Raw genomic sequence first — 22,926 nt, forward strand, 5'->3', positions numbered from 1 at the left:
TGAGACCCGTGTTCTGGAGTCGCCGGGATTTTATCGAGGCGCGTGGACCCGGTCCATGCGCCCCTCCCTAGGGAGGTGTCCCGGACGGGTGCTGCATGCAGTCGGCGACGACGGGTACGGCGCGCCGTGAGCATCTCCGACGCAGGCACCGGCCTGCCCGTGGCGCCCGTCGTGCCACGTCCGCGCGCGACGCGCGTCGTCGTCGCATCCGTGCCGTCCGGCCACGTCTACGTCCGCCACCTCGCGCCGGAGGACGGCTCCGGACCGCACCGGTTGTCAGATCCGCGCCCGGCGGGCGTGCCCGCCGCCTCGCAGCAGTGGTGGCCGCCGGTGATGCTCGACCCGCGATGGATCGAGACCCACGACGCGGACGTGTTCCACCTCCACTTCGGCTTCGACGCGAGGACCGTGCCCGACCTCCAGGACCTCGTCTCGGCGCTGCGCCGACGCGGTGTCCCGCTGGTGTTCACCGTCCACGACCTGCGCAACCCGCACCACGCCGACCGCCGCCTGCACGACGCCCAGCTCGACGTGCTGGTGCCCGCCGCGGACGCGCTGATCACCCTGACGACCGGTGCGGCCGCCGAGATCCGCACCCGGTGGGGCCGCGACGCCGTGGTGCTCCCGCACCCGCACGTCGTCCCCCTCGACGTGATGCGACGCACCGCCGCGATGCGCGAGGTGCGTCGCCGCGGCGTGCGCGACCGGGAGTTCCGCGTCGGCATCCACGTCAAGAGCCTCCGCGCCGGGATGCACCCGCACCCCCTCGTCCCGGTGCTGGTCGAGACCCTGCGCGACCTCCCCGGGGCGGTGCTCCAGGTCAACGGGCACCGCGACGTGCTGGAGCCGGACGGGGCGCGGTACGACGAGGGCCTGGCGACGGCCCTGCGCTCGCACGCCTCCCGCGGGGACATCGACCTGCGCATCCACGACTTCCTCGACGACGACGCACTGTGGGCCTACCTCTCCTCCCTCGACGTGTCGGTCCTGCCCTACCGGTTCGGCACGCACAGCGGCTGGCTGGAGGCGTGCCGCGACCTCGGCACGGCCGTGGTGGCTCCCACCTGCGGCTACTTCGCCGACCAGGCGCCGGTGCTGACCTACACCCACGACGAGGAGCGGTTCAGTGCCGCCGGCCTCGCCGACGCGGTACGGGCCGCCTACGCCGGGCACGTCGCCCCTGGGCCGACCGTCGAGGATCGGAGGCAGCAGCGCGCGCTGGTCTCGGCGGCGCACGACGAGCTCTACCGCTCGCTGGCGGGCGGTGCACGGTGAGGATCTGCCTCGTCGCGTCGAACCGCTTCGCGATCCGCGAGCCGTTCGCGGGCGGGCTGGAGTCGATGACCGCCACCCTGGCGCGCGGCCTGGCCGAGCGCGGCCACGAGGTGACGCTCTTCGCCGGGCCCGGCTCGCAGGTGCACCCCGAGGTGCGCCTGTCGCCGCTCGCGGTCGTCGAGGTGAGCGCGGCGGCGATGGCCGACCGGTTCGCGCCCGGGCCCGAGTGGGTGGCCGACCACCACGCGTACCTCGCGCTGATGCTCTCCCTCGCCCGCACCGGCGCCGAGCAGTTCGACGTGGTGCACAACAACAGCCTCCACCACCTGCCGGTGTCGATGGCGCCGGCGCTCGCCGTGCCGGTCCTCACCACCCTGCACACCCCGCCCCTGCCGCTGCTGGAGTCGGCCCTCGCCCTCAGCCCGGACGCATCCCGGTTCGTGGCGGTGAGCGAGTGGACCGCGGCGGCGTGGCGGCACGTGGTGGCGAGCGACGTGGTGCTCAACGGTCTCGACCTCGCCGCCTGGTCCCCCGGTCCGGGGGGCGGGCCGGCCGTGTGGTCGGGGCGGCTGGTGGCGGAGAAGGCGCCGCACCTGGCGATCGACGCCTGCCGCGCAGCCGGGGTGCCGCTCGTCCTGGCGGGCCCGGTGCAGGACGTGGACTACGTCGAACGGGAGGTCGTACCGCGGCTCGGCGGTGAGGTGACCTACGCCGGTCACCTCACCGGGGCCGCCCTCGCCCGGCTCCTGCAGGAGGCGTCCGTCGCCGTCGTCACCCCCGCCTGGGACGAGCCCTACGGCCTGGTCGCCGCCGAGGCCATGGCGTGCGGCACGCCCGTGGCGGCGTTCGCGCGGGGAGGTCTGGCCCAGGTCGTCTCGCCGGACTCGGGGGTGCTCGTCCCGCCCGGCGACGTGGCCGCCCTCGCCGCCGCGGTCGTGCGGGCCGCCCGGCTGGACCGTCGCGCCGTCCGCGCGCACGCCGAGGCCACCTGCGGAGCCGACGCGATGGTCGAGGGCTACCTCGCCCGCTACGCCGAGCTCGGGCAGCGGGTCGACGCCGCATGAGGACGATCGGGTTCTACGTCCACCACGTCGGCAGCGGGCACCTGCACCGCGCCACCGCGCTCGCGCAGCGGCTGTCGTCTCCGTCGGTCCGCGTGGCCGGGCTGTCCTCGCTCGCGCGCCCGGCGTCGTGGGAGGGCGAGTGGGTGCACCTGCCGCGCGACGACGACGGGACGACCGCCGGCGTCACCGCGCGCGGACACCTGCACTGGGCGCCGCTGCTGCACGCCGGTGCCCGAGCACGCGCCGCCCGACTGTCCGCGTGGATCGAGTCGGTGCGCCCCGACCTGCTCGTGGTGGACGTCTCGGTCGAGGTGCTGCTGCTCGCGCGCCTGCACGGCGTGCCGACGGTCGCCGTCGTCCTGCCCGGGCGGCGCGACGACCCCGCCCACCTGCTGGGTCTCGGGACCGCGGAGGCACTGGTCGGCTTCTGGCCGGCACGGGCGACCGGCATGACGCCCGGTCTTCCCGCGAGCCTGCGCGAGCGCCTCGTCCCGGTGGGGGCCATGTCGCGGCACCCGGTCCGAGCGCCGCACGGCGGCCGGCGCGACGGGCGCACCGTCGTCCTCATGCTGGGCTCCGGCGGCCACGGCGTGTCCGACGTCCAGGTCGCGGCTGCGCAGGAGTCCACGCCGCACTGGCGGTGGCAGGTGCTGGGCGCCGACGCGACCACCTGGGTGGCGGACCCCTCCCCCCACCTCGCGGCGTGCGACGTCGTGGTCACCCACGCCGGCCAGAACGCGGTGGCCGAGACCGCAGCGGCGCGTCGGCCCGCCGTCGTCCTGCCGCAGGCGCGCCCGCACGACGAGCAGCTCGCGACCGCGCGGGTGCTCGCGCAGGGCTGGCCGGCCGTGGTCCGCGAGTCGTGGCCGACCGGCGCCTGGCCCGCCCTGCTCGCGGAGGCGGCGTCGCTCGACGGCTCGCGATGGGCCGGCTGGTGCGACGGCAGCGCTGCGGACCGGTTCGCCGAGGTCGTCCTCGCCACCGCCGCCCGCACGCGCGCCCAGGTCTCGCAGGTGCCGGCATGAGCGGGGTCGCGGTCGTGACGATCGCCCACGGCCGGCACGACCACCTCGACGCCCAGCACCGCGCGCTCGCGCGGGGCTCCCGGCAGCCCGACCACCACGTCGTGGTCGCGATGGACGACCGTGGGATCCGCGCGCGCACCGAGGAGGGCCTGTCCCGCACCGTGGTCCACACGGGGCGCGCCGCCGACGGTCGGCTACCCCTCGCCGCCGCCCGCAACCTCGGCGTCCGCGTGGCGCTCGACGCCGGGGCCCAGGTCGTCGTGCTGCTCGACGTCGACTGCCTCCCCGGGTCGGCGCTCGTCAAGGCCTACGCCGCCGCGGTCCGCAGCGAGCCGGGCACCGTCTGGTCGGGTCCGGTCACCTACCTCCCACCCCCGCCCGCCGCCGGCTACCCGGACCACCCCGCCGACCTCGCCGCGTGGGACGACCCGCACCCCGCACGCCCCCGACCGGCCACGGGGGAGGTGGTGCGCGACCTGCACCCCGACCTGTTCTGGTCGCTGTCCTTCGCCGTCGCAGCACCGACCTGGCGCCGGGTCGGTGGCTTCTGCGAGGACTACACCGGATACGGCGCCGAGGACACCGACCTCGGCCGCACCCTCGCGGCCGCCGGGGTCGCGCTCGGGGTGCTCGGCACCGCGCGCGCCTACCACCAGCACCACCCCGTCAGCAGCCCGCCGGTCGAGCACGTCGACGACATCCTGCGCAATGGTCGCCGGTTCCGCGACCGCTGGGGCACCTGGCCGATGACCGGCTGGCTGGACGAGCTGGAGCAGATGGGCCTGGTGCGCCAGGACGGACAGGACTGGGTACGGACACACCAGGAGGAGACCGCATGAGCACCAACGTCCGCACGATCCACGCCACCCCCGAGCAGGTCTGGGAGGTGCTGGCCGACGGCTGGCTCTACCCGCTGTTCGTGGTCGGGGCGTCCCGGATGCGCGAGGTCGACACCGGCTGGCCGGCCGTCGGCACCCGGCTGCACCACAGCGTCGGCACCTGGCCACTCCTCGTCGACGACACCACCGAGGTGCTGGCGCTCGACGTGGGCCGCCACCTGCGGTTGGAGGCGCGCGCCTGGCCAGCCGGCCGCGCGCACGTCGACCTGCGGCTGGAGGAGTCCGGCGGCGCGACGCTGGTGACCATCGAGGAGGACGCGACCGGCGGGCCTGGCGTCCTGGTGCCCAAGCCGCTGCGCGACGTCCAGCTCCACGCGCGCAACACCGAGACGCTCCAGCGGCTGGCGTTCGTCGTGGAGGGCCGGACGAGGTGAGCGAGCGCGGGTCCTACGACGCCGTCGTCGTGGGCGCCGGACCCAACGGGCTGGTCGCGGCCAACCTGCTGGCCGACGCCGGCTGGTCGGTGCTCGTGCTCGAGGCGCAGCCGACGCCGGGTGGAGCAGTGCGCAGCGACCGCGAGGTCCATCCCGACTTCCTCCACGACACGTTCAGCGCCTTCTACCCGCTGGCGGTGGCCTCGCGCGCGATGCGCGGGCTCCGGCTGGAGGACCACGGCCTGGCGTGGCAGCACGCGCCCGCCGTGCTGGGCCACCCGTTCGGCGACGGGCAGTGGGGGGTGCTGCACCGTGACCGCGAGCGCACCGCGGTGGAGCTCGACGGGCTGCAGCCCGGCGACGGTGCCGCCTGGCTCGACCTCTGCGCGACGTGGGACCGGATCGGCGGTCCGCTCGTCGACGCGCTCACCTCGCCGTTCCCACCGGTCCGGGCGGGAGCGGCCCTCGTGCCGGCGGTCGTGCGCGCCGGCGGCCTGGACACCGTGCGCAGCCTCGCGACGCCCGTGGCGTCGCTGGGCCGCGAGCTGTTCACCGGGCCGGCGGGGCCGCTGCTCCTCGCCGGCAACGCCGGCCATGCCGACTTCCCCCTCACGTCGCCGGGATCCGGTGTCTTCGGGCTGCTGATGACGATGCTCGGCCAGACGGTGGGCTTCCCCGTCCCGCGCGGGGGCGCACAGGCGCTGACCGACGCGCTGGTCACCCGGCTCGCGTCCCGCGGCGGCGAGCTCGTGACCGGCACCGAGGTCACGGGGATCGACGTCCGCGGCGGGCGGGTCACCGGCGTCAGGACCGCCGACGGCGGCCACGCGGCGCGCACGGTGCTGGCCGACGTGTCGGCGGTGCACCTGTTCGGCCGGCTGCTCGCACCGTCCGACGTCCCGCCCGGGGTGGTGCGCGGGATGCGTGGCTTCGAGCTCGACCCCGGGACCGTGAAGGTCGACTGGGCGCTGTCCGGGCCGGTGCCGTGGCGCAACCCGCCCGACCGGCTCCCGGGCACCGTGCACGTCGCGGACTCGGTCGAGGAGATGACCCGGGCGCTCGCCCAGGTGGCCGCGGGGACGATCCCCGACCGGCCGTTCCTGCTCACCGGCCAGATGACCACGAGCGACCCGACCCGCTCGCCCGCCGGCACCGAGTCGTTCTGGGCCTACACCCACGTCCCCCAGCCCGGTGCCACGCGCGACGACGCCGCCGGCGAGGTCCGCGGGACGTGGGACCACGACGACTGCGAGCGCTTCGCCGACCGGGTGCAGGCCCGGATCGAGGCTCTCGCCCCCGGATTCGGCGAGCGCGTGCTCGCCCGGCGGGTGCTGGGCCCCCACCAGCTCGAGCAGCGCAACGCCAACCTCATCGGCGGCGCCGTGAACGGCGGCACCTCGCAGCTGCACCAGGAGCTCGTCTTCCGGCCGGTCCCCGCGATGCGCGGTCGCGCCGCCACCGGTGTGGACGGGCTCTACCTCGCCTCCGCGTCCGCCCACCCCGGGGGCGGGGTGCACGGCGCCGCTGGCGCCAACGCCGCCCGGGCGGCGCTGTGGCACCACCGCACCCGCCGTCTCCGACCGTCCGGCGGCGGCGTGCTGGTCAGGATCGACCGGGACGAGGGATGACCTTGTGGGTGCCGTCGCACCACGGCAGCCGGCTGGACTTGTCGCACCGGCACAGCGCCACCACCGGCCGGTCGACCCGGTGGACGGTGCCGTCGGCATCCTCGATCGACGAGGCACCGCGCACGAGCATCGGTCCGTGCCTGCGGACCACGACGTCGGGATAATCGAAGTCGTCGCTCATGCGTCCACGCCCCAGCTGTCGAGCAGCGCGTCGGCCAGCCGCGCCTCGACGTCGAGGCACGTGAAGGCGCCGAAGAGGATCTCACCGACCTGGCCCGGCTCGTCCTCTGCGAGGGTGCCGCACACGTCGTGCGCGGCCAGCTGCTCGTGGACGGCGTCGGCCTCGACGTGCTCGTCGTAGTAGCGCACCATCGGGCCGTCCAGCCCGAGCCGGTCGAGACCCTGGGCGATCTTGCGGGCCGGGATCGAGCTGGTCATCTCGAAGGCGGCGAGGTGGCCCATCGCCGCTCCGCGCAGGCGTCGCTGCAGGCCGAACAGCGACAGGACATTGTTGAGCTCGAGGGTCTCCGGCAGGGCGTCGTCGACGTAGGCGCCGTACTCCGGGCGCAGGCCGACCGACTCCATCCCGCGGGCGAAGAGGTGGGCGTGGAGCCGGTTCGGGTCGCCGGTGCCGTACTCGTCGAACTGCACCTCCATCAGCGCGGCCTTGGCACGCACGGGCAGGTGCGGCACGACCCACGTCGTGGGGTCGGCCTCCTTGAGCTGGTAGACCGAGCGCTGGCGCAGCAGCTCCAGCACCTGGTCCACGTCCGCACGACGCCGGACGTGGTCGGCCAGCGACCGGCCCCCGTCGGCGGCGACGAGCGCCTCGAGGGCGGCCGGCACGTCGACCGGGTCAGGCGTCGTCGGGAACGAACGGTGCTCGGCCCACCGGGCACGGAGCCGCTCCTCCAGGGAGTCCTCCAGCCGGTGGCGCAGGGCGATGAGCCCCGTGTCGCGCTCGGCCCGGTCGACCGCGTCCTCGAAACCGGCGTAGCAGAGCTCGTGCAACGTCCAGAGCGAGATCGCGGCGTCCTCGGCGGACTCGGGCGCGGCCGGCGCGTCGCCGGCTCCCCGGCCGGAGAGGCGCCCGACGACCCACTCGCTGAGGCAGCCGCGCGGCTTGGGGAGCCTCACGGGGTGAACACCACCTTCACCATCCCGTCCGCCTTGTCCCGGAAGGACCGGTAGGCGTGCGGCGCGTCCTCGAGCGGGAGGTGGTGGGTCGCGAAGGTCTCGACGCCGAGGACGTCCTCGTCCTTCTCGAGCAGCGCGAGGATGTCGTCGCTCCAGCGGCGGACGTTGGCCTGCCCCATCCGCAGCTGCACCTGCTTGTCGAAGAGCTGGAACATCGGCATCGGGTCGGCGGCTCCGCCGTAGACCCCGGAGATGCTGACCGTGCCGCCGCGGCGCACCGCGTCGATGGCCGTCATCAGGGCGGCGAGCCGGTCCGAGCCGGCCTTGAGCATGACCTTCTCCTGCATCTTCTTCGGGAGCAGCCCCAGCGCCTTCTGCGCGGTCTCGGCGACCGGGGACCCGTGCGCCTCCATGCCCACCGCGTCGACGACGGCGTCGGCGCCGCGCCCGTCGGTCAGCTCGCGGACCCGTTCTGCGACGTCGTCGACCTGGGAGAAGTCGATGGTCTCCGCGCCGCGCCCGTGCACCCGCGCGAGCCGCTCACGCACCGAGTCGACCGTGATCACCTCGAGGCCGCGGTGCAGCGCGATCCGGGTGGCCATGTCACCGATCGGTCCGGCGCCGATGACCAGCAGCGTGCCGCCCTCCTCGACGTCGGCGTACTCCACGGCCTGCCAGGCGGTCGGCAGGACGTCGGACAGGAACAGGAAGCGGTCGTCGGGCGGCCCGTCGGGCACCTTGATGGGCAGGGTGTCGCCGAACGGGACGCGCAGCAGCTCGGCCTGCCCGCCCGGGACGCGCCCGTAGAGCTTGCTGTAGCCGAAGAGGCTCGCCCCGGTGCCGTGGTCACGGTTCTGGGTGGTCTCGCACTGGCTGAAGAGCCCGCGCGAGCACGTCCAGCAGGTCCCGCAGCTGACGTTGAACGGCACCACGACCCGGTCACCGGGCACCAGCGTCGTGACCGCCGAGCCGACCTCGCGCACCACGCCCATGGGTTCGTGCCCGACGACGTCGCCCGGGGTCATGAACGGGGTCAGCGGGTCGTAGAGGTGCAGGTCCGATCCGCACAGCCCGGTCGAGGTGATCTCGACGACGACGTCGCTGCGCTCCTCGATGACCGGGTCCGGGACCTCGACGACCTGGATGTCGTGCCTGCCTTGCCAGGTGACTGCCTTCATGGACCTCCAGTGCCCCGGTCGGCGTCGCGCATACGCCGTGCCTGACCTGCCTCGCCCGTGCGTGCGTGGCGGCGCGGCAGGTCCGGTGGCACGGTCGGCGGATGAGCAGCACTCCCGTCCCCGACGAGGACCACCAGCGCCCCGAGGGCGTCAGCGACGCGACCGTCGAGGCCCTCGGCAAGCTCTCCGCAGCGCTCGACCACGTCGAGGACGCGCGCGGCCACCTCTACGCCTTCCACCGCCTGATGGGGAGCGCCGAGAGCACGCTCGAGGAAGCGACTGCCATGGTCCGTGACGCCGGCCACGACGCGCTGGCCGACGCCCTCGACCGCGACGCCCTCGGTCAGAACCCGCTGCCCGGCATGTGGTCGTTCCAGATGGTCGAGGCCTTCGACGACGGGTTCTACGCACGCACGAAGGCCCTCCACCAGCGCGCGCTCGACGAGCTGGTGGAGGGCCGCCGCCACGTGTTCGAGGCGGAGATGAAGGAGCTGCGTCGCACCCACGGCAGGGCCGGCCACGAGCCGACGCCGGAGGCGGCGTACGGCCAGCCGGGCAGCTGACCGCCCGGCCGGTCAGCCGGCGAGCGCGGCTGCCGCGGCGCGACGACGGTTGGCCTCCTGCGCGGCGGCGATCGCCTCGGCCGTCGCCGGCGGGCGCGGCTGGCGGCGCACCGGAGGACGCCCGGCGACGGCACGGGCCGCGTCCGCCGGGATCGGCGTGGCGGCCACGGCCGGCGCGGCCGACTGGCCGGACAGGAGCAGGCCGTGCTGCACCGCCCACAGGACCGCCTGGGAGCGGGAGGTCACGCCGATCTTGGAGTAGGCGCCGCGGATGTAGGACTTCACCGAGTTGATGCTGAGGCTGGTGGCCTCGACGATCTCCTGGTTGGAGCGGCCCGAGGCGATCATGCCGAGCACCTCGGTCTCGCGCGGGGTCAGCGGCCACTCGTCGGGGGCCTTGCGGCCGGTCCGCGGCTGCGCGGCGCCGGTGTCGACCAGGACACGGCCCTCGGCGATCTGCAGCAGGTCGCGCACCAGGCGGCGGGCCGGCAGGGACTTGCTGACGAAGCCGGCAGCACCGCGCGCCATCTCGGTCGAGACGGCCTCGGGCGAGCAGTCCCAGCCGAACGCGACCATCCGGGCCGGGAAGCGCTGGGGGATGCCGCGCCCGCCCGGCGTGGCGCGGTGGGCGGAGGGTTCGTAGAGGGTGAGGTCGCAGATGGGGGCGGGCGCGTCCATCCGGTGCGGCACCACCGTGATGACCGCGGAGTGCGGCTCGAGCATGGCGCGCATGCCGTTCACGACGAGCTCGCTCTCGTCAAGGATGGCCACCTTGATGTGGCGGATCGCGGTCGGGGTCTGTCGTTCCATGCCGCCCAGTACCCCGGTGGATCGACCCGCATGCGCAAACCCGGGACAAACTTTGGACAAACCTGGGACAGAGTACGGACAGACCCGGGACGACGGGTGCTCAGCCGAGCAGGCAGCTGGCGACCCGGGCGGCCTGGACCTGGGTGACGCCGGCCTCCAGCGCCGCGCGGGCCAGGGCGTCGCAGGCCTCGGGCGTGGTCACCGCGGTGCGGGCCGCCAGCAGGCCGACCGCGACGTCGACGATGCGCTGCTCGCGCAGCCGCTCGGGCGCCTCCTCGGCGCGGCGCAGGGTCTCGAAGCCGAGGTCCGCGTTGGTGATCGCGCCCGCCTGCCAGGCACCGAGCGCGGAGACGAGACCGTCGATGCGGCCGGTGAAGGCGTGGGGCGTCGAGGCGTAGAGGTCGATGGTCAGCACGGCGCGCCCCTGCTCGACCACGGGGAGCGAGACCGAGCTGGCGATCCCCTCGAACGCGCGCTCGCGCGCCATGTCGGCCCACTCACGCTCGTCGAGCGCGTACGTCGTGGGGGGTGACTCGGCCGAGCGGTGCCGGGCGGGGCGCGCCGGACGGCGCACGCGGGAGTCGACGTCGTCGACGAGGGTGAAGGTGAGGTCCTCGTCGAGCAGCGTCACGCTCAGCGCCACGCACTCGGGCACCGTACGCACGGCCCAGCCCTCGATCACCCGCAGCAGGCCCTCGACGTCGTCCACCGACAGCGTGACGTACTCGTCCAGCGCCTCCCTGCTCTGGGGCAGCAGCTCCATGACGATCCTGACGTCGACGACGGTTTCTCCGAGGCCTCGATGGTGCTCCGACGCCCTGCGCCACACCACACCCGCCCGGGCGATGGACCTTCGGCGCATGCGGGTCGACCGGCGGGGTACGGCGTCGCCGTGACCGATGCTCCCACCTCCTCGAACCCCGTCGTCGTGCTCGACCTCGACGGCACCCTCGTCGACTCCGTCTACCACCACGTGGTGGCCTGGCAGTGCGCCTTCCGCGACGTCGGGCTACCGGTCCCGGCGCTGCGGGTCCACGAGGCGATCGGCATGGGCGGCGACCGGCTGGTGGCGCACGTGGCGGGTGCGAGCGCGGAGGCGGCGGTCGGCGACGACGTGCGCGACCTGCACGACAAGCACTTCCGTGCCACGCTGCGCAGCATCACCGCCCTCGACGGCGCCTCCGACATGGTCGCCTCGCTGGCCGATCGCGGTCACCGGGTCGCCCTCGCCAGCTCCGCCGAGGCGGGCCTGGTCGACGAGCTGCTCGACCTCGTCGACGAGCGCTCCCGGATCGCGACGGTGGTGACCGCGTCCGACGGCGTGGCCAGCAAGCCCGGCCCGGAGATGGTCGAGGAAGCCGTCGCACGTGCGGGCGGTGGCACCGCCGTGGTGGTCGGCGACGCCGTGTGGGACGCGCTCTCCGCCGAGGCCGCCGGCGTTCCCTGCATCGGGCTGCGCAGCGGCGGGGTCGGCGCGGAGCGACTGCTCTCGGCCGGTGCGTCCTGGGTCTACGACGACCCCCGCGACCTGCTCGAGCGTCTCGACCAGAGCCCGCTGCGCGCGCACTGACCGCATCCGCGGAGCGCCGGGGGCTCCTCCACGGCGTACGGGAGGGACCCCCGGCGGACCGGGCCGTCGAGGTCGCGGCGGGGCGACCTCGACGTGGCACCGGAGTACCCCGGACGCGTCATGGCATGCGCGCGGACGCAGAACTCATCGCGACGGCGGCTCGGGGGTACGGGGGAACCATGACCACCACAGGTGAGACCCCCGACCCGCAGGACGACCCGCAGACCCACGTCGACACCGACCCGGCCAACGACCCGGTCGACGACCCGGCGCACGACGTCGACGAGGACGAGGGCTGGACCTCCGAGGGCGGGGCCACCCCGTCCGGGCCCGCGACCGACACCTGAGCCGTCGCGGGTGAGAGGTCAGCGGTTCGCGCAGACCAGGTCGGCCTGGAGCCGGTCGTCGGCCGAGAGCTCGACGCCGGGCCCGCACACGAGGTCGAGCGGGTCGGCGGCCGCCTCCACCCGCACCACTGCCTCGTCGAACGCCGCGACCACGTCCGCGCACGCGTGCTCGAGGCCGATCCGGGTCAGCGCGGACGTGGCCGGGTCGCCGCTGAGCGCGAGCCGCACGGTCCACTCCGTGGCGGACGTGCGGGCGCAGTCGACCGACGCCGCCGCCCGCAGCGCGTCGAAGTCGTAGGTGTCGGAGCCGAGCTCGTCCTCGACGGCGGAGCGCCAGGCGGACGTGGCCGCGTCCTCCTGCGCCGACACCTCCCGGGCCCGGTCCGCCGGGTCGGGGGACCCGGCTCCCGAGCAGGCCGCGAGGGCGGGCAGCAGGAGCAGGGTCGCGAGGGCGGGAAGGCGCATGCCGGGAAGGCTAGGAGCCGACCAGCCCCGCCGTCCGCGGAACGTTACCGATCAGTACGTGACGCTCGACTCATCAGCTGGTGCGAGCCCGGGCGGGTGTCACGGGCGGAACATGATCTTGCCCGAGCGCCCGGCGGACTGCGACGCACCGACGGCGCCGGCCGGGTCGTCGAGGCCGAAGGTGCCGCCGGAGGTCAGCACGAGGGACCCGTCGAGGACGAGCTGGATCAGCTCGCCGAACAGCCGCGCACGGTCCTCGTCGGACATCCGAGCGCTCACCTTGGCGCCCCAGAAGCCCACGACCCTGAGGTGCTTGAAGATGACCGGGCCGCTGTTGATGACGAGCGGCTGGTTGCTGGCCGCGCCGAAGGTGACCAGCAGGCCGTCCTCGCCGAGCAGGTGGACCAGCGCACCGCCGACCTCACCGCCGACGGAGTCGACCGCCGCGCGGGCGCCGTCCTCGCCGATGATGGCCTGGGCCTGCTCGACCCAGTCCGGGGAGTCCGTGGCCACGACGTCCTCGATCCCGAGCGCGGCGAGCCCCGCCACCGCCTCCTGGCGACGGACCAGGTTGAGCAGCTTGAGCCCGCGGGCCTTCGCCAGGACGGCGACGACCTTGCCGACCGCGCCGTTGGCCGCGGTCTGGACGACCCAGTCGCCGGCCTCGACGTCGAGGAACTCCACCAGGCTGATCGCGCTGAACGGCATGGCGACCAGCTGGGCAGCGGCCTCGTCGGACATCGCGTCCGGGACCGGGATGACGGTGGCGGCGGACGCGACGAAGAGCTCGGCCCAGGTGCCGGGAGTCCCGGCGACGGAGACACGGCGGCCGACGAGCGCGTCGTTGACACCCTCGCCGACGGCCTGGACGACCCCGACGGCCTCGGTGCCGCCGACGGCGGGCAGCTCGGGGCGTACGCCGTAGGTGCCGGTCACGGTGACCAGGTCGTGGTTGTGGATCGGCGCCAGCACCGTGCGCACCAGCACCTCGCCGGGGCCGGCCTCGGGAGCGGGGACCTCGCGGGTGGTGAGGACCTCCTCGGGGGCGCCGAAGGTGTCGTGGCCGATGCTGCGCATGGGGGTCTCCTGCTGGGTGGTCGGGGGTGGGACTACCCCTTCCACAACCCGGCGGCCCGGAGGTCGATTCCGGCGACGGGCGAGACGTGCGTCTCGGTCAGGCGCCCGTGGCGGGCAGGTCGAACCGGAACACCGATCCGGGTCCGTCCTCCACGGGCAGGCACGCGATGGTGCCGCCGTGGCGCTCCACGATGGCACGGCAGATCGAGAGGCCGATGCCGCTGCCGCGGGACGCCGAACGCGTCGCGCCCGCGCGCTGGAACCGGTCGAACACCCGCTGCCGGTCCTCCTCGGGCACCCCGATGCCGTTGTCACGCACCGACACCACGACGCGGTCACCCTCCCGGACGGCGCTCACCTCGACGCTCGGCGGGACGTCGGGTCGGGCGTACTTCAGCGCGTTGTCGACGAGGTTGGCCAGCACCTGCCGCACGGCCCCGCGGTCGGCACGGACCGACGGGAGGCCACCGACCGCGCGCACGGTGCCCTGCGGCGTGGCGAGCAGCTCCACCACCTCGGCCAGCACGCCGTCGCGACCTCCCAGCACGACGACCTCGGGCGACAGCACGCCTCCCTCGGCCACCGCGTGGGCGAGCAGGTCGTCGATGAGGCGGCCCATCTGGTCCGTGCCGCGGTTGATCCGCTCGACCGACATCCGCAGGTGGTCGTCGGCGGCGACCGCGGGCGACTCGTCGAGCAGCGAGAGCCACGTGTGCATCACCGTCAGCGGGCCGCGGAGGTCGTGGGCGACCGTGGACGCGAAGTCGACGAGCGGTCGGAGGCCGGCGCGGTGCTCGGTGACCTCGCGCAGCACGAGCAGCCGGCCCGGCTCACGGGCGGCACCCGGGTCGGCGACGGGTGCCGACGTGACGGCCAGGACGACCTCCTCGCCGCCGGGGAGGTCGATCAGGACGTCGCCGGGGCCGAGCTCGGCGCGGCGGGCACGCCCGGCCGCCTCCATCGGGTCGAGCGCGGCCACCAGGCTCGTCAGAGCCGCGTGGTCGGCGGCGCCGGGGGTGAAGCGGCGCGCCAGGCGCAGGCTCGCGGCGTTGCTGAGCGCGACGCGTCCGGAGTGGTCGAGGACGACGAGGCCCTCGCCCATGCTCTCGGTGACGCCGCGCAGCAGGTCGGCGCGCCCGGCCGACTCGCGCAGCGACGACTCCAGCTCGCCGACGAGGTGGTCGATCCGGTCGCTCAGGGTGCCGACGCCCAGCGCGGTGAGGAAGCTGACGAGGATGAAGACCTGGACGATCATCGCGTCGGACGCCGACGCGCCGGAGCCCGTGTAGGGCCCGTGGCCCAGGACGGTGAGCGCGAGGGCGACGACGCCCATCGCGGCCGCCTGGACCGCAGCGAGGAACGTCGCGAACCGGGCCGCGCACCAGACGCTCAGCGGCACCAGCAGGAACACCAGGGGAAGCGGCTGGGTGAAGACGACGGAGGTCGCGACGGCCGTCGCGACGGCGAGCACCACGAGCTCGCGCGGCCCTCCCCCGTAGGCACGGGGACGCGGACGCTGGGTGAACCACTCCCAACCGAGGTGACCCACCCCACCGACGACCACCGCGCCTGCGAACTGGCGTCCCCACCAGGCGGCGTACTGGCCCGGGGAGGCCTCGGCCCCGGTGACCCACAGCCCGCTCGCGCCGATCACGGCCCCGACGAGGCACGCCAGCGCGACGACGAGCAGCACGACGCCGACCGTGCGCGGACTACGGACGCTCTCGTGGCCGCCGGCGCCGAGCAGGCGCGGCGTCCACCTCCGCAGGCCGACCACGATCGCGACCGACTGGACCCAGACGGAGAGCACGGCGAGCGCGACGAAGGCGGGCTCCGCACCGGTGACACCGAGACCGAGGACCAGCTCGGCTCCCACCAGGGCGAGGACCAGCGGCCAGCGGCGGGGCGTCTCGGCCATCAGCCAGAGCACCGCGACGCCGGCGGCCGGCCAGAAGAGGCTCACCGAGGCGCCCTCGGCCACGGTGGCGCGGCCCACGACGACCAGGAACAGGTGCAGCGCCGCGAAGCTGACGGTACGGGTCGCCGACAACCCGGCCGGTCGGCCGGCCTCGCCGGCCAGGTCCCCCGCGGTCATGCTTGCGGCCACGCGGCACCTCTCTTCCGTCACGTCGGTTCCGGGTCGCGCGACGTCGTGGGGTCACGCTAGGGCCACCAGAGTCACCCCGTCCCCCGAACGTGGCCGAGGTCTTCATCACTTCTTGAGCAGACGCTGAACCAGTTCGGGCAGCACGTCACAGGTTCGAGGTCGATGATGACCGCATGACGCGCATCCTCGTCACCGACGACGACGACGACATCCGCGAGTTCGTGAGCTTCGTGCTGGCCCGGGCCGGGCACGACGTGAGCACGGCGCGCGACGGTGCCGAGGCGATCGCGTTCCTCACCGCCGAGCACTTCGACCTGCTCGTGGTCGACCAGCACATGCCCCACGCCACCGGTGCCGAGGTGCTGCACGCCCTGCGCCAGCGCGACCCCCGGACCAAGGCGCTCCTGATGTCCGGCGACCACGACATGGTGAGCGACGACGCGGTGGCGGAGGTCCAGCCGCACTTCCTGCGCAAGCCCTTCAACCTCACCGGCCTGATGGCGGCCGTCAACGCCCTCGTCGGCGACGACACCGTCCCGGCGACGGTCGTCCCCGCCTAGCGATCCCTCGTCTGCAGCACCCGCGCGGCCAGCGCGCCGCCGAGCGCTCCGAACAGGTGGCCCTGCCAGGAGACCCCCGGCTGGCCGGGCAGGACGCCGAGGAGCGCGCCGCTGTAGAGCAGGAACACCCCGACGCCGATGAGGATCTCGGTGCTGTTGCGGTTGAGCACGCCCCGCACCACGAGGTAGACGATCCACCCGAACACCAGCACCGACGCGCCCGCGTGGATGCCGCCGTCACCGGCCACCAGCCACACGCCGGCACCGCCGACGACCCAGATGATCGCGGTCGCGAGCAGGCCGCGCGCGATCCCGGTCGCGAGGGTCAGGAACCCGAGCACGAGCACCGGCACGGTGTTGGCCGCGAGGTGGTCGAACCCGAAGTGCAGCACCGGCGCCGCGGCGACGCCGACCAGCCCGTCCTCGGTGCGCGGCGTGATCCCGTAGGCGTCGAGGCGGTGGCCGGAGACGGTGTCGACGACCTCCAGCACCCACAGCAGGACGACGAACGCCCCCGTGAGCACGGCCGCCTGCTGCCAGGCGGGCCGGCTCGCTGTCTCCATGGCGTCCATGGTGACAGCGGGGGTGAAGCCTCAGGTCCGTGCGTGCGTGTCCGACTCGGTGACCGGGTCCTCGACGTCCTTCGCGTCGTCGGCGTCGCCTCCGGGGTTGGCGCCGCCCTGCCCGGCCCGCACGGCCTCCTCGATCCGCTTGCCGGTGTCGGCGTCCACGGCCTTCCAGTAGTCGAAGGCACGCTCCAGCACGGGCGACCGGACGCCGCCGAGGAGGTGTCCGGCGACGGTCTCGACGAACGTGTCGCGCTGCTCGTCGTCCCACACCTCGCGCACCAGCGCGCCGGCCTGCGAGAAGTCGTCGTCGTCCGCGCGCAGCGTGTAGGCCTGGCGGACCATCGCGCCGTCCGACTCCCAGCTCTCCTCGACCTCGCCGACCTCGTCGGCGTAGCCCCGACCCTCGCTGTTGGGCGCGTAGACCGGGTCGTCGCCGCGGTGGTCGTAGGCCATCGGCCCGTCCTGGGTGTAGGTGTTGAGCTCGACGTGCGGACGGTTCACCGGCAGCTGGAGGTAGTTGGGCCCGATGCGGTGCCGGTGCGTGTCGGCGTACGCGAACGCACGGCCCAGCAGCATCTTGTCCGGCGAGAACCCGATGCCGGGCACCAGCGCGCTCGGCTCGAAGGCCGCCTGCTCGACCTGGGCGAAGAAGTTCTCCGGGTTCCGGTCGAGGGTCATGGTGCCGACCTCGACGAGCGGGTAGTCCGCGTGCGGCCAGACCTTGGTGAGGTCGAACGGGTTGATCCGGTAGTCGCGGGCGTCGTCGTAGGGCATCAGCTGCACCGAAAGCGTCCAGCTCGGGTGGTCGCCCCGCTCGATCGCCTCGTAGAGGTCGCGCCGGTGGAAGTCGGCGTCCTGGCCGGCGATCCGCTCCGCCTCCTCGCCGGTGAGCCCGACGACGCCCTGGTTGCTGTGGAAGTGGTACTTCACCCAGTGCTTGTCGCCGGCCGCGTTGATCCAGAGGTAGGTGTGGCTGCCGTAGCCGTTCATCGTGCGATAGCTGCGCGGGATGCCGCGGTCGCCCATCAGGTAGGTCACCTGGTGCGCCGACTCGGGGTTGAGGCTCCAGAAGTCCCACTGCATGTGGTTGTCGCGCAGGCCGGATCCGCCGCGGCGCTTCTGGCTGCGGATGAAGTGCGGGAACTTCATCGTGTCGCGGATGAAGAAGACGGGAGTGTTGTTGCCGACCAGGTCGTAGTTGCCCTCGTCGGTGTAGAACTTCAGCGCGAAGCCGCGCGGGTCGCGCCAGGTGTCGGGCGAGCCCTGCTCGCCGGCCACGGTGGAGAAGCGGGCGAGCATCTCCGTGCGCGCGCCGGGCTGGAACAGCGCGGCCTTCGTGTAGGCGGACACGTCCTGGGTGGTCTCGAAGGTGCCGAAGGCCCCGGAGCCCTTCGCGTGCACGTTGCGCTCCGGGACGCGCTCCCGGTTGAAGTGGGCCATCTGGTTCAGGAAGTGCACGTCGTGGAGCAGGATCGGCCCGTCGGGGCCGACCGTCAGGCTGTTGCGGTCGCTGGGAGCGGGGGCGCCGGTGTCGGTCGTCGACCCGAGAGCGGCCTCCTCGCTGGGGGCGGTCTCCACGGAGGACTGGCGCTGGTCGGACATGGGTGGTCACCTCGAGCGGTTGGGGGGGTCGGTCCTCCCACCCTCGCACCGCGCCGGGGTGCTCCCACCGCCCCTGCGGGTGGAGTGCTACGCCCCCAGCTCGGGCGGGAAGCCGCCGGTCGACACGGTGCTCCAGCGGGTCGGCGTGATCCGCAGCAGCGACTTGCCCTGCGTCACCATCGCGGAGCGGTACTCCTCCCAGTCGGAGTGCTCGCCGGCGATGCTGCGGAAGTACTCCACGAAGGCGTCGAGCGCCTCCTCGCCGTCGACCGCGTCGAGCACCTCGCAGGTGCCGTCGACCTGCACCCACGCGTCGTCCCACTCGTCGGAGAGCACCAGCACCGACACGTCCGGGCGCTTGCGGGCGTTCCTCGTCTTCGCCCGCTGGGGATAGGTCGCCACGACGATGCGACCGGAGTCGTCGACGCCGCCGCTGACCGGGGACGCCTGCGGCGAGCCGTCCTTCCGCCGCGTCATCAGCACCATGTGGTGGCGCGTGCGGACGAAGTCGAGGAGCTCGTCGAGCTCGACGTCGGTGTTGGTCGCGGTGCGGGGAGCCATGCGCCGAGGCTAGCGCCGCACCCCTTCGGGCGGTCTGGCCCCGGACGAGCCGTGCCTACCGTCGCACCCATGACCACCGTGAGCCGCACCTTCGACGTCCACCCCAGCCCGCCCGTCGTCATCGACTACCTTAAGGACTTCAGCAACGCCGAGGAGTGGGACCCCGGCACCGAGTCCTGCACCCGCAACGACACCGGCCCGGTCGCGGTCGGGTCGACCTGGCACAACACGTCCAAGATCGCCGGGGTCAGCACCGAGCTGACCTACACGCTCGAGAAGCTGACCGACGACACGATCGTGCTGGTCGGTCGCAACGACACCGCGACCTCCACCGACACCATCACCGTCGTGCCGGCCCCGGAGGGCACCGGCAGTCGCGTGACCTACGAGGCGCACATCGAGATGAAGGGCGCGGCCAAGCTCGCCGACCCGATCATGAAGGTCGTCTTCGAGAAGATCGGCAACGACACCGAGGACGACATGACGACCGTCCTCAACCGGCTCGCCGGCTGACATGTCGCTCGACACCGCCAACCTCCGCCGCGTCGCCGGCGCCTCGGCGCTGGTCGTCGGTGCGCTCCAGGGCGTCACGGCTGCCGTCGCGCTGCCGCGCGGGCGGCGCGACTACGCCGACGGGGTGTGGGGCCCTGGTCTGGCCGGCGTCGCGCTGGTCGGGGCGACGCTCGGCACCGGTGACGGCGTACGCCGCTGGGCGCTCGCCGCGGGCACGGCCGCGTGGGCGGCGCGCCTGTCGTCGGTGATGGTGCCGCGGCTGCGCGACAGCGACGAGGAGGACGAGCGCTACACCGAGTTCCTCGAGGGCAGCTCGACCGCCGCCGCAGCCGCCAAGGTGTTCGGGACGCAGGCGCTCGCCCAGCTGCTGGTCTCGGCCCCGCTGCAGGTCGCGGCGGCGTCCTCACTCCCCCGCGGGCCGCGGCGGTGGCTGCTGCCCGCCGGCCTCGCGGTGATGGCCGCCGGCGCGGTCACCGAGGCGCTGGCCGACCGGCAGAAGGCCGCGTTCATGTCGCAGAAGTCGCGCGCCCGCGAGGACGGGCCGGACGACGACGTCCCCGACGAGCTGGAGGTGCTCGACTCGGGGCTGTGGGGCTGGTCGCGGCATCCGAACTACTTCGGCGACTCGCTGTTCTGGGACGGCGTCTGGCTGGCCTCGGCGGCCTCCGCCCCGGCCCTCGCGACCCTGCCCGCGCCCGCGGCGATGACGTGGTTCCTCGTCCACGCGACCGGCGCGAAGCGCACCGAGGAGCGGATGGAGGACCGGCCGGCGTACCGCGACTACCAGCAGCGGGTCGCCTTCTTCGTGCCTCGTCCTCCCGGCTGAGGCTGGGCCGTAGGGTCGCTCCCATGCCGTGGCCCGTGGTGTCGACCGAGAACGTCTACGAGAACCCGTGGATCTCGGTCCGCGAGGACGTCGTCACCACGCCCGGCGGCGGCGAGGGGCTCTACGGCGTCGTCACCGTCCGCAACGACTCCGTCTTCGTGGTCGCGCTGACTGAGGCGGACGAGGTGCTGCTCGTCGACGTCGACCGGCACACGGTCGGTCCGTCGCTCGAGGTCCCGGCCGGCGGCTCCGACGGCGAGGACCCTCTCGTCGCCGCCCAGCGCGAGCTGCTCGAGGAGACCGGGCACGAGGCCGCACGGTGGGTGCCGCTCGGCCGGCTGAACGCGCTCAACGGGGTCTGCGAGGCGCCCGAGCACTTCTTCCTCGCCCGGGACCTGAGGCTCGTGAGCGACGACCGTGCGGCGCAAGCCGCCGAGGGCATCGGCGCCGTGCGCCGCGTCCCGGTGTCCGAGGTGCTCGACCTGGTCGGTCGAGGCGGCATCACCGACGGCGAGTCCGTCGCCGCGCTGATGCTCGCGCTCGTGCACCTCGGGCGGGTGCGCTGACGGGTGCGGACGTCATGAACCCGAGCGGTGCGAGCCGGAAATTGTCATGACGTCATGGGGCGTGGTCGCGGGACCGACCGTCGGCCATGACGTTGCACGGCGCGATCCCTGGTCACCCGCCTAGAGCAGCCCGATCGACCGCGCGTGCCGGCGTACGGCGTCGGAGTCGGCGGCCAGCACGAACGGCACGTCGTGGTCCCAGGCGTCCGAGACCTTCTCCACCCGGCCGTCGCCGGGGTCGAGCCGGACCTCGCGGATGTAGACGGCGAGGACGCGGCCGGGGTGCTCGCGGACGATGTCGGCGTAGACCTGCGGGTCCTTCTCGCCGGAGTCGCCGAGGAGCACGAACGGCAGGTCCGGGTGCAGGTCGAGGACCTCCCGGATCCGCTCGTGCTTCTGCTCGCGGCCCTCACGGGTGCCGAGCAGGTCGCGCAGCAGCACCGGCCCGAGCGGTAGGCCGCGGTGCTTCAGGAAGCCGACGAGGAACGAGTGCAGGTTCCACGGGCTCGAGGAGACGTAGAAGACGGGGTTCACCCCGGCCGCGAGGTCCTGGTAGAGCTCGACGACGCCGGGGAACGGCATCCGGGTGAGCGCAGAGCCGGTGAAGGTCTGCACGAGCATCTGCCGCACCCGCTGCACGCCGGTCACCAGGACGGTGTCGTCGACGTCGGACACCAGGCCGAAGCGGGCTGACGCGTCGGGCACCCGCACCTGCAGCGTCGCGCTCCGCGGCGGGTCGATGCCGCGGTACGCCTCGACGAGCTCGACCCGGCCCTCGGTCCACGGGCTGGTGAGCGCCGCGCGGTCGGTGGGCAGGCGGAGGAGGAAGTAGCCCTCGCGGTCGGTCGTCACCTCGACGCTGGTGCCCGCGACGGTGACCCGCAGCGGGACGCCGGGCAGCTCGTTGGTGAGGAAGTTGCCGAGCGTGCGGCGGGTCGCGGCCCGCGCACCCTCGTCCTCCTCGGCCTCGGACTCCAGCGGGTTGTCGAGCACCCGGCCGCGCACCACCGTGCCCTCGGGACCGCCGTGCGCGAGGTAGGTCTCGATCCGGAAGTGCTTCGGCGTGCGGTTGCGACGGCTGGGCCGGCCCTCCCACGCCCGCTCGGCGGCGACGACGATGCGCTGGAGGTCCACGGGGTCACCGTATGCCGTGGCGGGACCTCACCAGCGCCCGTGCACCTGCTCGCGGATCCGCCGGTCGTAGAGCTCCCGCACGCCGTCGAGGAACGACGCCGGCAGCGCGTCGACCAGCCCGGCGGCGGCGTTGGCCGCTGCCTGGTCGGTGTTGCGGGCGCCGGGGATGACGGTGGAGACGCCCGGCTGCTGCCAGATCCAGGCGATCGCGGCCTGCGCCGGCGTGACGTCGAGGCCCGAGTCGGCCACCAGCGCCGAGAACTCCTGCGCCGCCTCGACCCCGGTGGCGTAGTCGACGCCGGAGAAGGTCTCGCCGACGTCGAAGGCGCTGCCGTCGCGGTTGTACGTGCGGTGGTCGTCGGCGGCAAAGGTGGTGTCGAGGTCGTACTTCCCCGACAGCAGGCCGGAGGCGAGCGGCACGCGCGCGATGATCCCGACACCTGCGGCCGCGGCGGCCGGCAGCACCTCGTCGAGAGGCTTCGTCCGGAAGGCGTTGAGGATGATCTGGACGCTGGCGAGGTGCGGGCGGGCGATCGCGCTCAGCGCCTGCGCGCAGGTCTCGACGCTGACCCCGTACGCCGCGATCACGCCCTCGTCGACGAGACGGTCGAGCACGTCGTAGGTCGCGTCGTCCTCGATCACCTCGGACGGCGGGCAGTGCAGCTGGACGAGATCGATCGTGTCGACGCCGAGGTTGCGGCGCGAGCGGTCGAGCCACTCGCGGAAGTGGGCCTCGACGTAGCTCGACGGGACCTGCTCGGCCCGCCGGCCCATCTTGGTGGCGACGGTGAAGCCGGCGTCGGCGTGGTCGGCGAGGAACTGCCCGACGACCTGCTCGCTGCGACCGTCGCCGTAGACGTCGGCGGTGTCGTAGAACGTCACGCCGGCCTCGGCGGACGCCTCGAGCACGGCGCGGGCGTCGGTCTCGCTGACCTCGCCCCAGTCGGCGCCGAGCTGCCAGGTGCCGAGTCCGACGACCGAGACCTCGCGGCCGGTCCTGCCCAGGGTGCGGTGCTCCATGCGTGCCATGGGGACAGTCCTACCTCCCGCGACAAGTGAGCGTTGCCCCGGTCGCC

At 73.9% G+C, this 22,926-nt stretch carries 26 protein-coding genes; 13 read left to right on the plus strand and 13 right to left on the minus strand.

The features are described from left to right. Positions 1–126: 126 nt before the first annotated feature. The 6 genes from KDN32_RS18650 to KDN32_RS18675 are packed head-to-tail and all read left to right on the plus strand — an operon-like array spanning position 127 to position 6,265. On the plus strand, positions 127–1,275 hold the full coding sequence (locus KDN32_RS18650; protein ID WP_307854216.1) for a glycosyltransferase: 1,149 nt from the start codon (positions 127–129) through the stop codon (positions 1,273–1,275). Beyond that, on the plus strand, positions 1,272–2,339 hold the full coding sequence (locus KDN32_RS18655) for a glycosyltransferase (RefSeq protein WP_211733736.1): 1,068 nt from the start codon (positions 1,272–1,274) through the stop codon (positions 2,337–2,339). Before KDN32_RS18650 ends, KDN32_RS18655 begins: the two co-directional genes overlap by 4 nt. Then, on the plus strand, positions 2,336–3,364 hold the full coding sequence (locus KDN32_RS18660; RefSeq protein WP_211733737.1) for a glycosyltransferase: 1,029 nt from the start codon (positions 2,336–2,338) through the stop codon (positions 3,362–3,364). Before KDN32_RS18655 ends, KDN32_RS18660 begins: the two co-directional genes overlap by 4 nt. Continuing rightward, entirely contained in the window at positions 3,361–4,203 is an 843-nt protein-coding gene (locus KDN32_RS18665; RefSeq protein WP_211733738.1) for a glycosyltransferase family 2 protein, read from the plus strand. The genes KDN32_RS18660 and KDN32_RS18665 overlap by 4 nt, the downstream gene beginning before the upstream one ends. Further along, positions 4,200–4,637, plus strand: a complete 438-nt coding sequence (locus KDN32_RS18670) for an SRPBCC family protein (protein ID WP_211733739.1) — start codon at positions 4,200–4,202, stop codon at positions 4,635–4,637. The genes KDN32_RS18665 and KDN32_RS18670 overlap by 4 nt, the downstream gene beginning before the upstream one ends. Further along, on the plus strand, positions 4,634–6,265 hold the full coding sequence (locus tag KDN32_RS18675; protein ID WP_211733740.1) for a phytoene desaturase family protein: 1,632 nt from the start codon (positions 4,634–4,636) through the stop codon (positions 6,263–6,265). Before KDN32_RS18670 ends, KDN32_RS18675 begins: the two co-directional genes overlap by 4 nt. Here KDN32_RS18675 and KDN32_RS18680 read toward each other — a convergent pair. From KDN32_RS18680 to KDN32_RS18690, 3 genes are read right to left on the minus strand one after another with little or no spacing between them, the layout of a single operon-like run. Then, positions 6,240–6,446 carry a CDGSH iron-sulfur domain-containing protein gene (locus KDN32_RS18680; protein ID WP_211733741.1) on the minus strand — a complete coding sequence of 69 codons (207 nt, stop codon included), beginning with the start codon at positions 6,444–6,446 and terminating at the stop codon, positions 6,240–6,242. The genes KDN32_RS18675 and KDN32_RS18680 overlap by 26 nt on opposite strands. Next, positions 6,443–7,402 carry an iron-containing redox enzyme family protein gene (locus tag KDN32_RS18685; RefSeq protein ID WP_211733742.1) on the minus strand — a complete coding sequence of 320 codons (960 nt, stop codon included), beginning with the start codon at positions 7,400–7,402 and terminating at the stop codon, positions 6,443–6,445. The genes KDN32_RS18680 and KDN32_RS18685 overlap by 4 nt, the downstream gene beginning before the upstream one ends. Then, positions 7,399–8,580, minus strand: a complete 1,182-nt coding sequence (locus tag KDN32_RS18690) for a zinc-dependent alcohol dehydrogenase (protein ID WP_211733743.1) — start codon at positions 8,578–8,580, stop codon at positions 7,399–7,401. The genes KDN32_RS18685 and KDN32_RS18690 overlap by 4 nt, the downstream gene beginning before the upstream one ends. A 101-nt stretch (positions 8,581–8,681) precedes the next feature. Here KDN32_RS18690 and KDN32_RS18695 point away from each other — a divergent pair, with 101 nt between their 5' ends. Next, positions 8,682–9,143 (plus strand): hypothetical protein, encoded by a 462-nt coding sequence (locus KDN32_RS18695; protein ID WP_211733744.1) that lies wholly within the window; start codon positions 8,682–8,684, stop codon positions 9,141–9,143. 12 nt (positions 9,144–9,155) lie between these two features. Here KDN32_RS18695 and KDN32_RS18700 read toward each other — a convergent pair whose 3' ends face one another. Together KDN32_RS18700 and KDN32_RS18705 are read right to left on the minus strand one after the other, a co-directional pair. Further along, the gene (locus tag KDN32_RS18700; RefSeq protein ID WP_211733745.1) at positions 9,156–9,953 is read right to left on the minus strand and encodes a helix-turn-helix transcriptional regulator; all 798 of its coding nucleotides are present in this window, start codon (positions 9,951–9,953) and stop codon (positions 9,156–9,158) included. Between the two features lie 100 nt (positions 9,954–10,053). Beyond that, positions 10,054–10,716, minus strand: a complete 663-nt coding sequence (locus tag KDN32_RS18705; RefSeq protein WP_211733746.1) for an ANTAR domain-containing protein — start codon at positions 10,714–10,716, stop codon at positions 10,054–10,056. A gap of 129 nt (positions 10,717–10,845) precedes the next feature. On the opposite strand from KDN32_RS18705, the gene KDN32_RS18710 reads away from it, so the two are divergent. Then, entirely contained in the window at positions 10,846–11,523 is a 678-nt protein-coding gene (locus KDN32_RS18710; protein ID WP_211733747.1) for an HAD family hydrolase, read from the plus strand. A gap of 179 nt (positions 11,524–11,702) precedes the next feature. Then, on the plus strand, positions 11,703–11,870 hold the full coding sequence (locus tag KDN32_RS18715) for a hypothetical protein (protein WP_211733748.1): 168 nt from the start codon (positions 11,703–11,705) through the stop codon (positions 11,868–11,870). A gap of 18 nt (positions 11,871–11,888) precedes the next feature. Here KDN32_RS18715 and KDN32_RS18720 read toward each other — a convergent pair whose 3' ends face one another. The 3 genes from KDN32_RS18720 to KDN32_RS18730 all read right to left on the minus strand — a co-directional run bounded on the left by KDN32_RS18720 (position 11,889) and on the right by KDN32_RS18730 (position 15,519). Continuing rightward, positions 11,889–12,335 (minus strand): hypothetical protein, encoded by a 447-nt coding sequence (locus tag KDN32_RS18720; protein WP_211733749.1) that lies wholly within the window; start codon positions 12,333–12,335, stop codon positions 11,889–11,891. A gap of 99 nt (positions 12,336–12,434) precedes the next feature. Beyond that, positions 12,435–13,412 carry a zinc-binding dehydrogenase gene (locus KDN32_RS18725; protein ID WP_211733750.1) on the minus strand — a complete coding sequence of 326 codons (978 nt, stop codon included), beginning with the start codon at positions 13,410–13,412 and terminating at the stop codon, positions 12,435–12,437. Between the two features lie 97 nt (positions 13,413–13,509). Continuing rightward, positions 13,510–15,519 carry a sensor histidine kinase gene (locus KDN32_RS18730; RefSeq protein ID WP_211733751.1) on the minus strand — a complete coding sequence of 670 codons (2,010 nt, stop codon included), beginning with the start codon at positions 15,517–15,519 and terminating at the stop codon, positions 13,510–13,512. A 173-nt stretch (positions 15,520–15,692) separates the two neighbouring features. Between KDN32_RS18730 and KDN32_RS18735 the strand changes: the two genes are divergently transcribed. After that, a complete protein-coding gene (locus tag KDN32_RS18735) occupies positions 15,693–16,079 on the plus strand; it encodes a response regulator (protein ID WP_211733752.1) in 387 nt (128 codons plus the stop codon). On the opposite strand, the gene KDN32_RS18740 is transcribed toward KDN32_RS18735, so the two are convergent. The 3 genes from KDN32_RS18740 to KDN32_RS18750 form a co-directional block, all read right to left on the minus strand. Beyond that, positions 16,076–16,642, minus strand: a complete 567-nt coding sequence (locus KDN32_RS18740; protein WP_211733753.1) for a rhomboid family intramembrane serine protease — start codon at positions 16,640–16,642, stop codon at positions 16,076–16,078. The two genes, KDN32_RS18735 and KDN32_RS18740, sit on opposite strands and share 4 nt — an antisense overlap. Before the next feature lie 30 nt (positions 16,643–16,672). Further along, positions 16,673–18,250, minus strand: a complete 1,578-nt coding sequence (locus KDN32_RS18745; RefSeq protein ID WP_211733754.1) for a catalase — start codon at positions 18,248–18,250, stop codon at positions 16,673–16,675. Positions 18,251–18,337: 87 nt separating this feature from the next. Next, complete coding sequence (locus KDN32_RS18750; protein ID WP_211733755.1) at positions 18,338–18,811, minus strand: PPOX class F420-dependent oxidoreductase; 474 nt, start codon at positions 18,809–18,811, stop codon at positions 18,338–18,340. Positions 18,812–18,880: 69 nt separating this feature from the next. Between KDN32_RS18750 and KDN32_RS18755 the strand changes: the two genes are divergently transcribed. From KDN32_RS18755 to KDN32_RS18765, 3 genes are read left to right on the plus strand one after another with little or no spacing between them, the layout of a single operon-like run. Next, positions 18,881–19,324 (plus strand): SRPBCC family protein, encoded by a 444-nt coding sequence (locus tag KDN32_RS18755; RefSeq protein WP_249217263.1) that lies wholly within the window; start codon positions 18,881–18,883, stop codon positions 19,322–19,324. A gap of 1 nt (position 19,325) precedes the next feature. Beyond that, on the plus strand, positions 19,326–20,150 hold the full coding sequence (locus KDN32_RS18760; RefSeq protein WP_211733756.1) for a DUF1295 domain-containing protein: 825 nt from the start codon (positions 19,326–19,328) through the stop codon (positions 20,148–20,150). Positions 20,151–20,173: 23 nt separating this feature from the next. Continuing rightward, complete coding sequence (locus KDN32_RS18765) at positions 20,174–20,716, plus strand: NUDIX domain-containing protein (RefSeq protein ID WP_211733757.1); 543 nt, start codon at positions 20,174–20,176, stop codon at positions 20,714–20,716. A gap of 120 nt (positions 20,717–20,836) precedes the next feature. On the opposite strand, the gene KDN32_RS23420 is transcribed toward KDN32_RS18765, so the two are convergent. Both KDN32_RS23420 and KDN32_RS18775 read right to left on the minus strand, forming a co-directional pair. Beyond that, positions 20,837–21,850 (minus strand): App1 family protein phosphatidate phosphatase, encoded by a 1,014-nt coding sequence (locus KDN32_RS23420; protein WP_211733758.1) that lies wholly within the window; start codon positions 21,848–21,850, stop codon positions 20,837–20,839. Between the two features lie 27 nt (positions 21,851–21,877). Continuing rightward, positions 21,878–22,879, minus strand: a complete 1,002-nt coding sequence (locus tag KDN32_RS18775; protein WP_249217264.1) for an aldo/keto reductase — start codon at positions 22,877–22,879, stop codon at positions 21,878–21,880. Positions 22,880–22,926 lie beyond the last annotated feature (47 nt).

Source organism: Nocardioides palaemonis, from assembly GCF_018275325.1.
Taxonomy (GTDB): Bacteria; Actinomycetota; Actinomycetes; order Propionibacteriales; family Nocardioidaceae; genus Nocardioides; species Nocardioides palaemonis.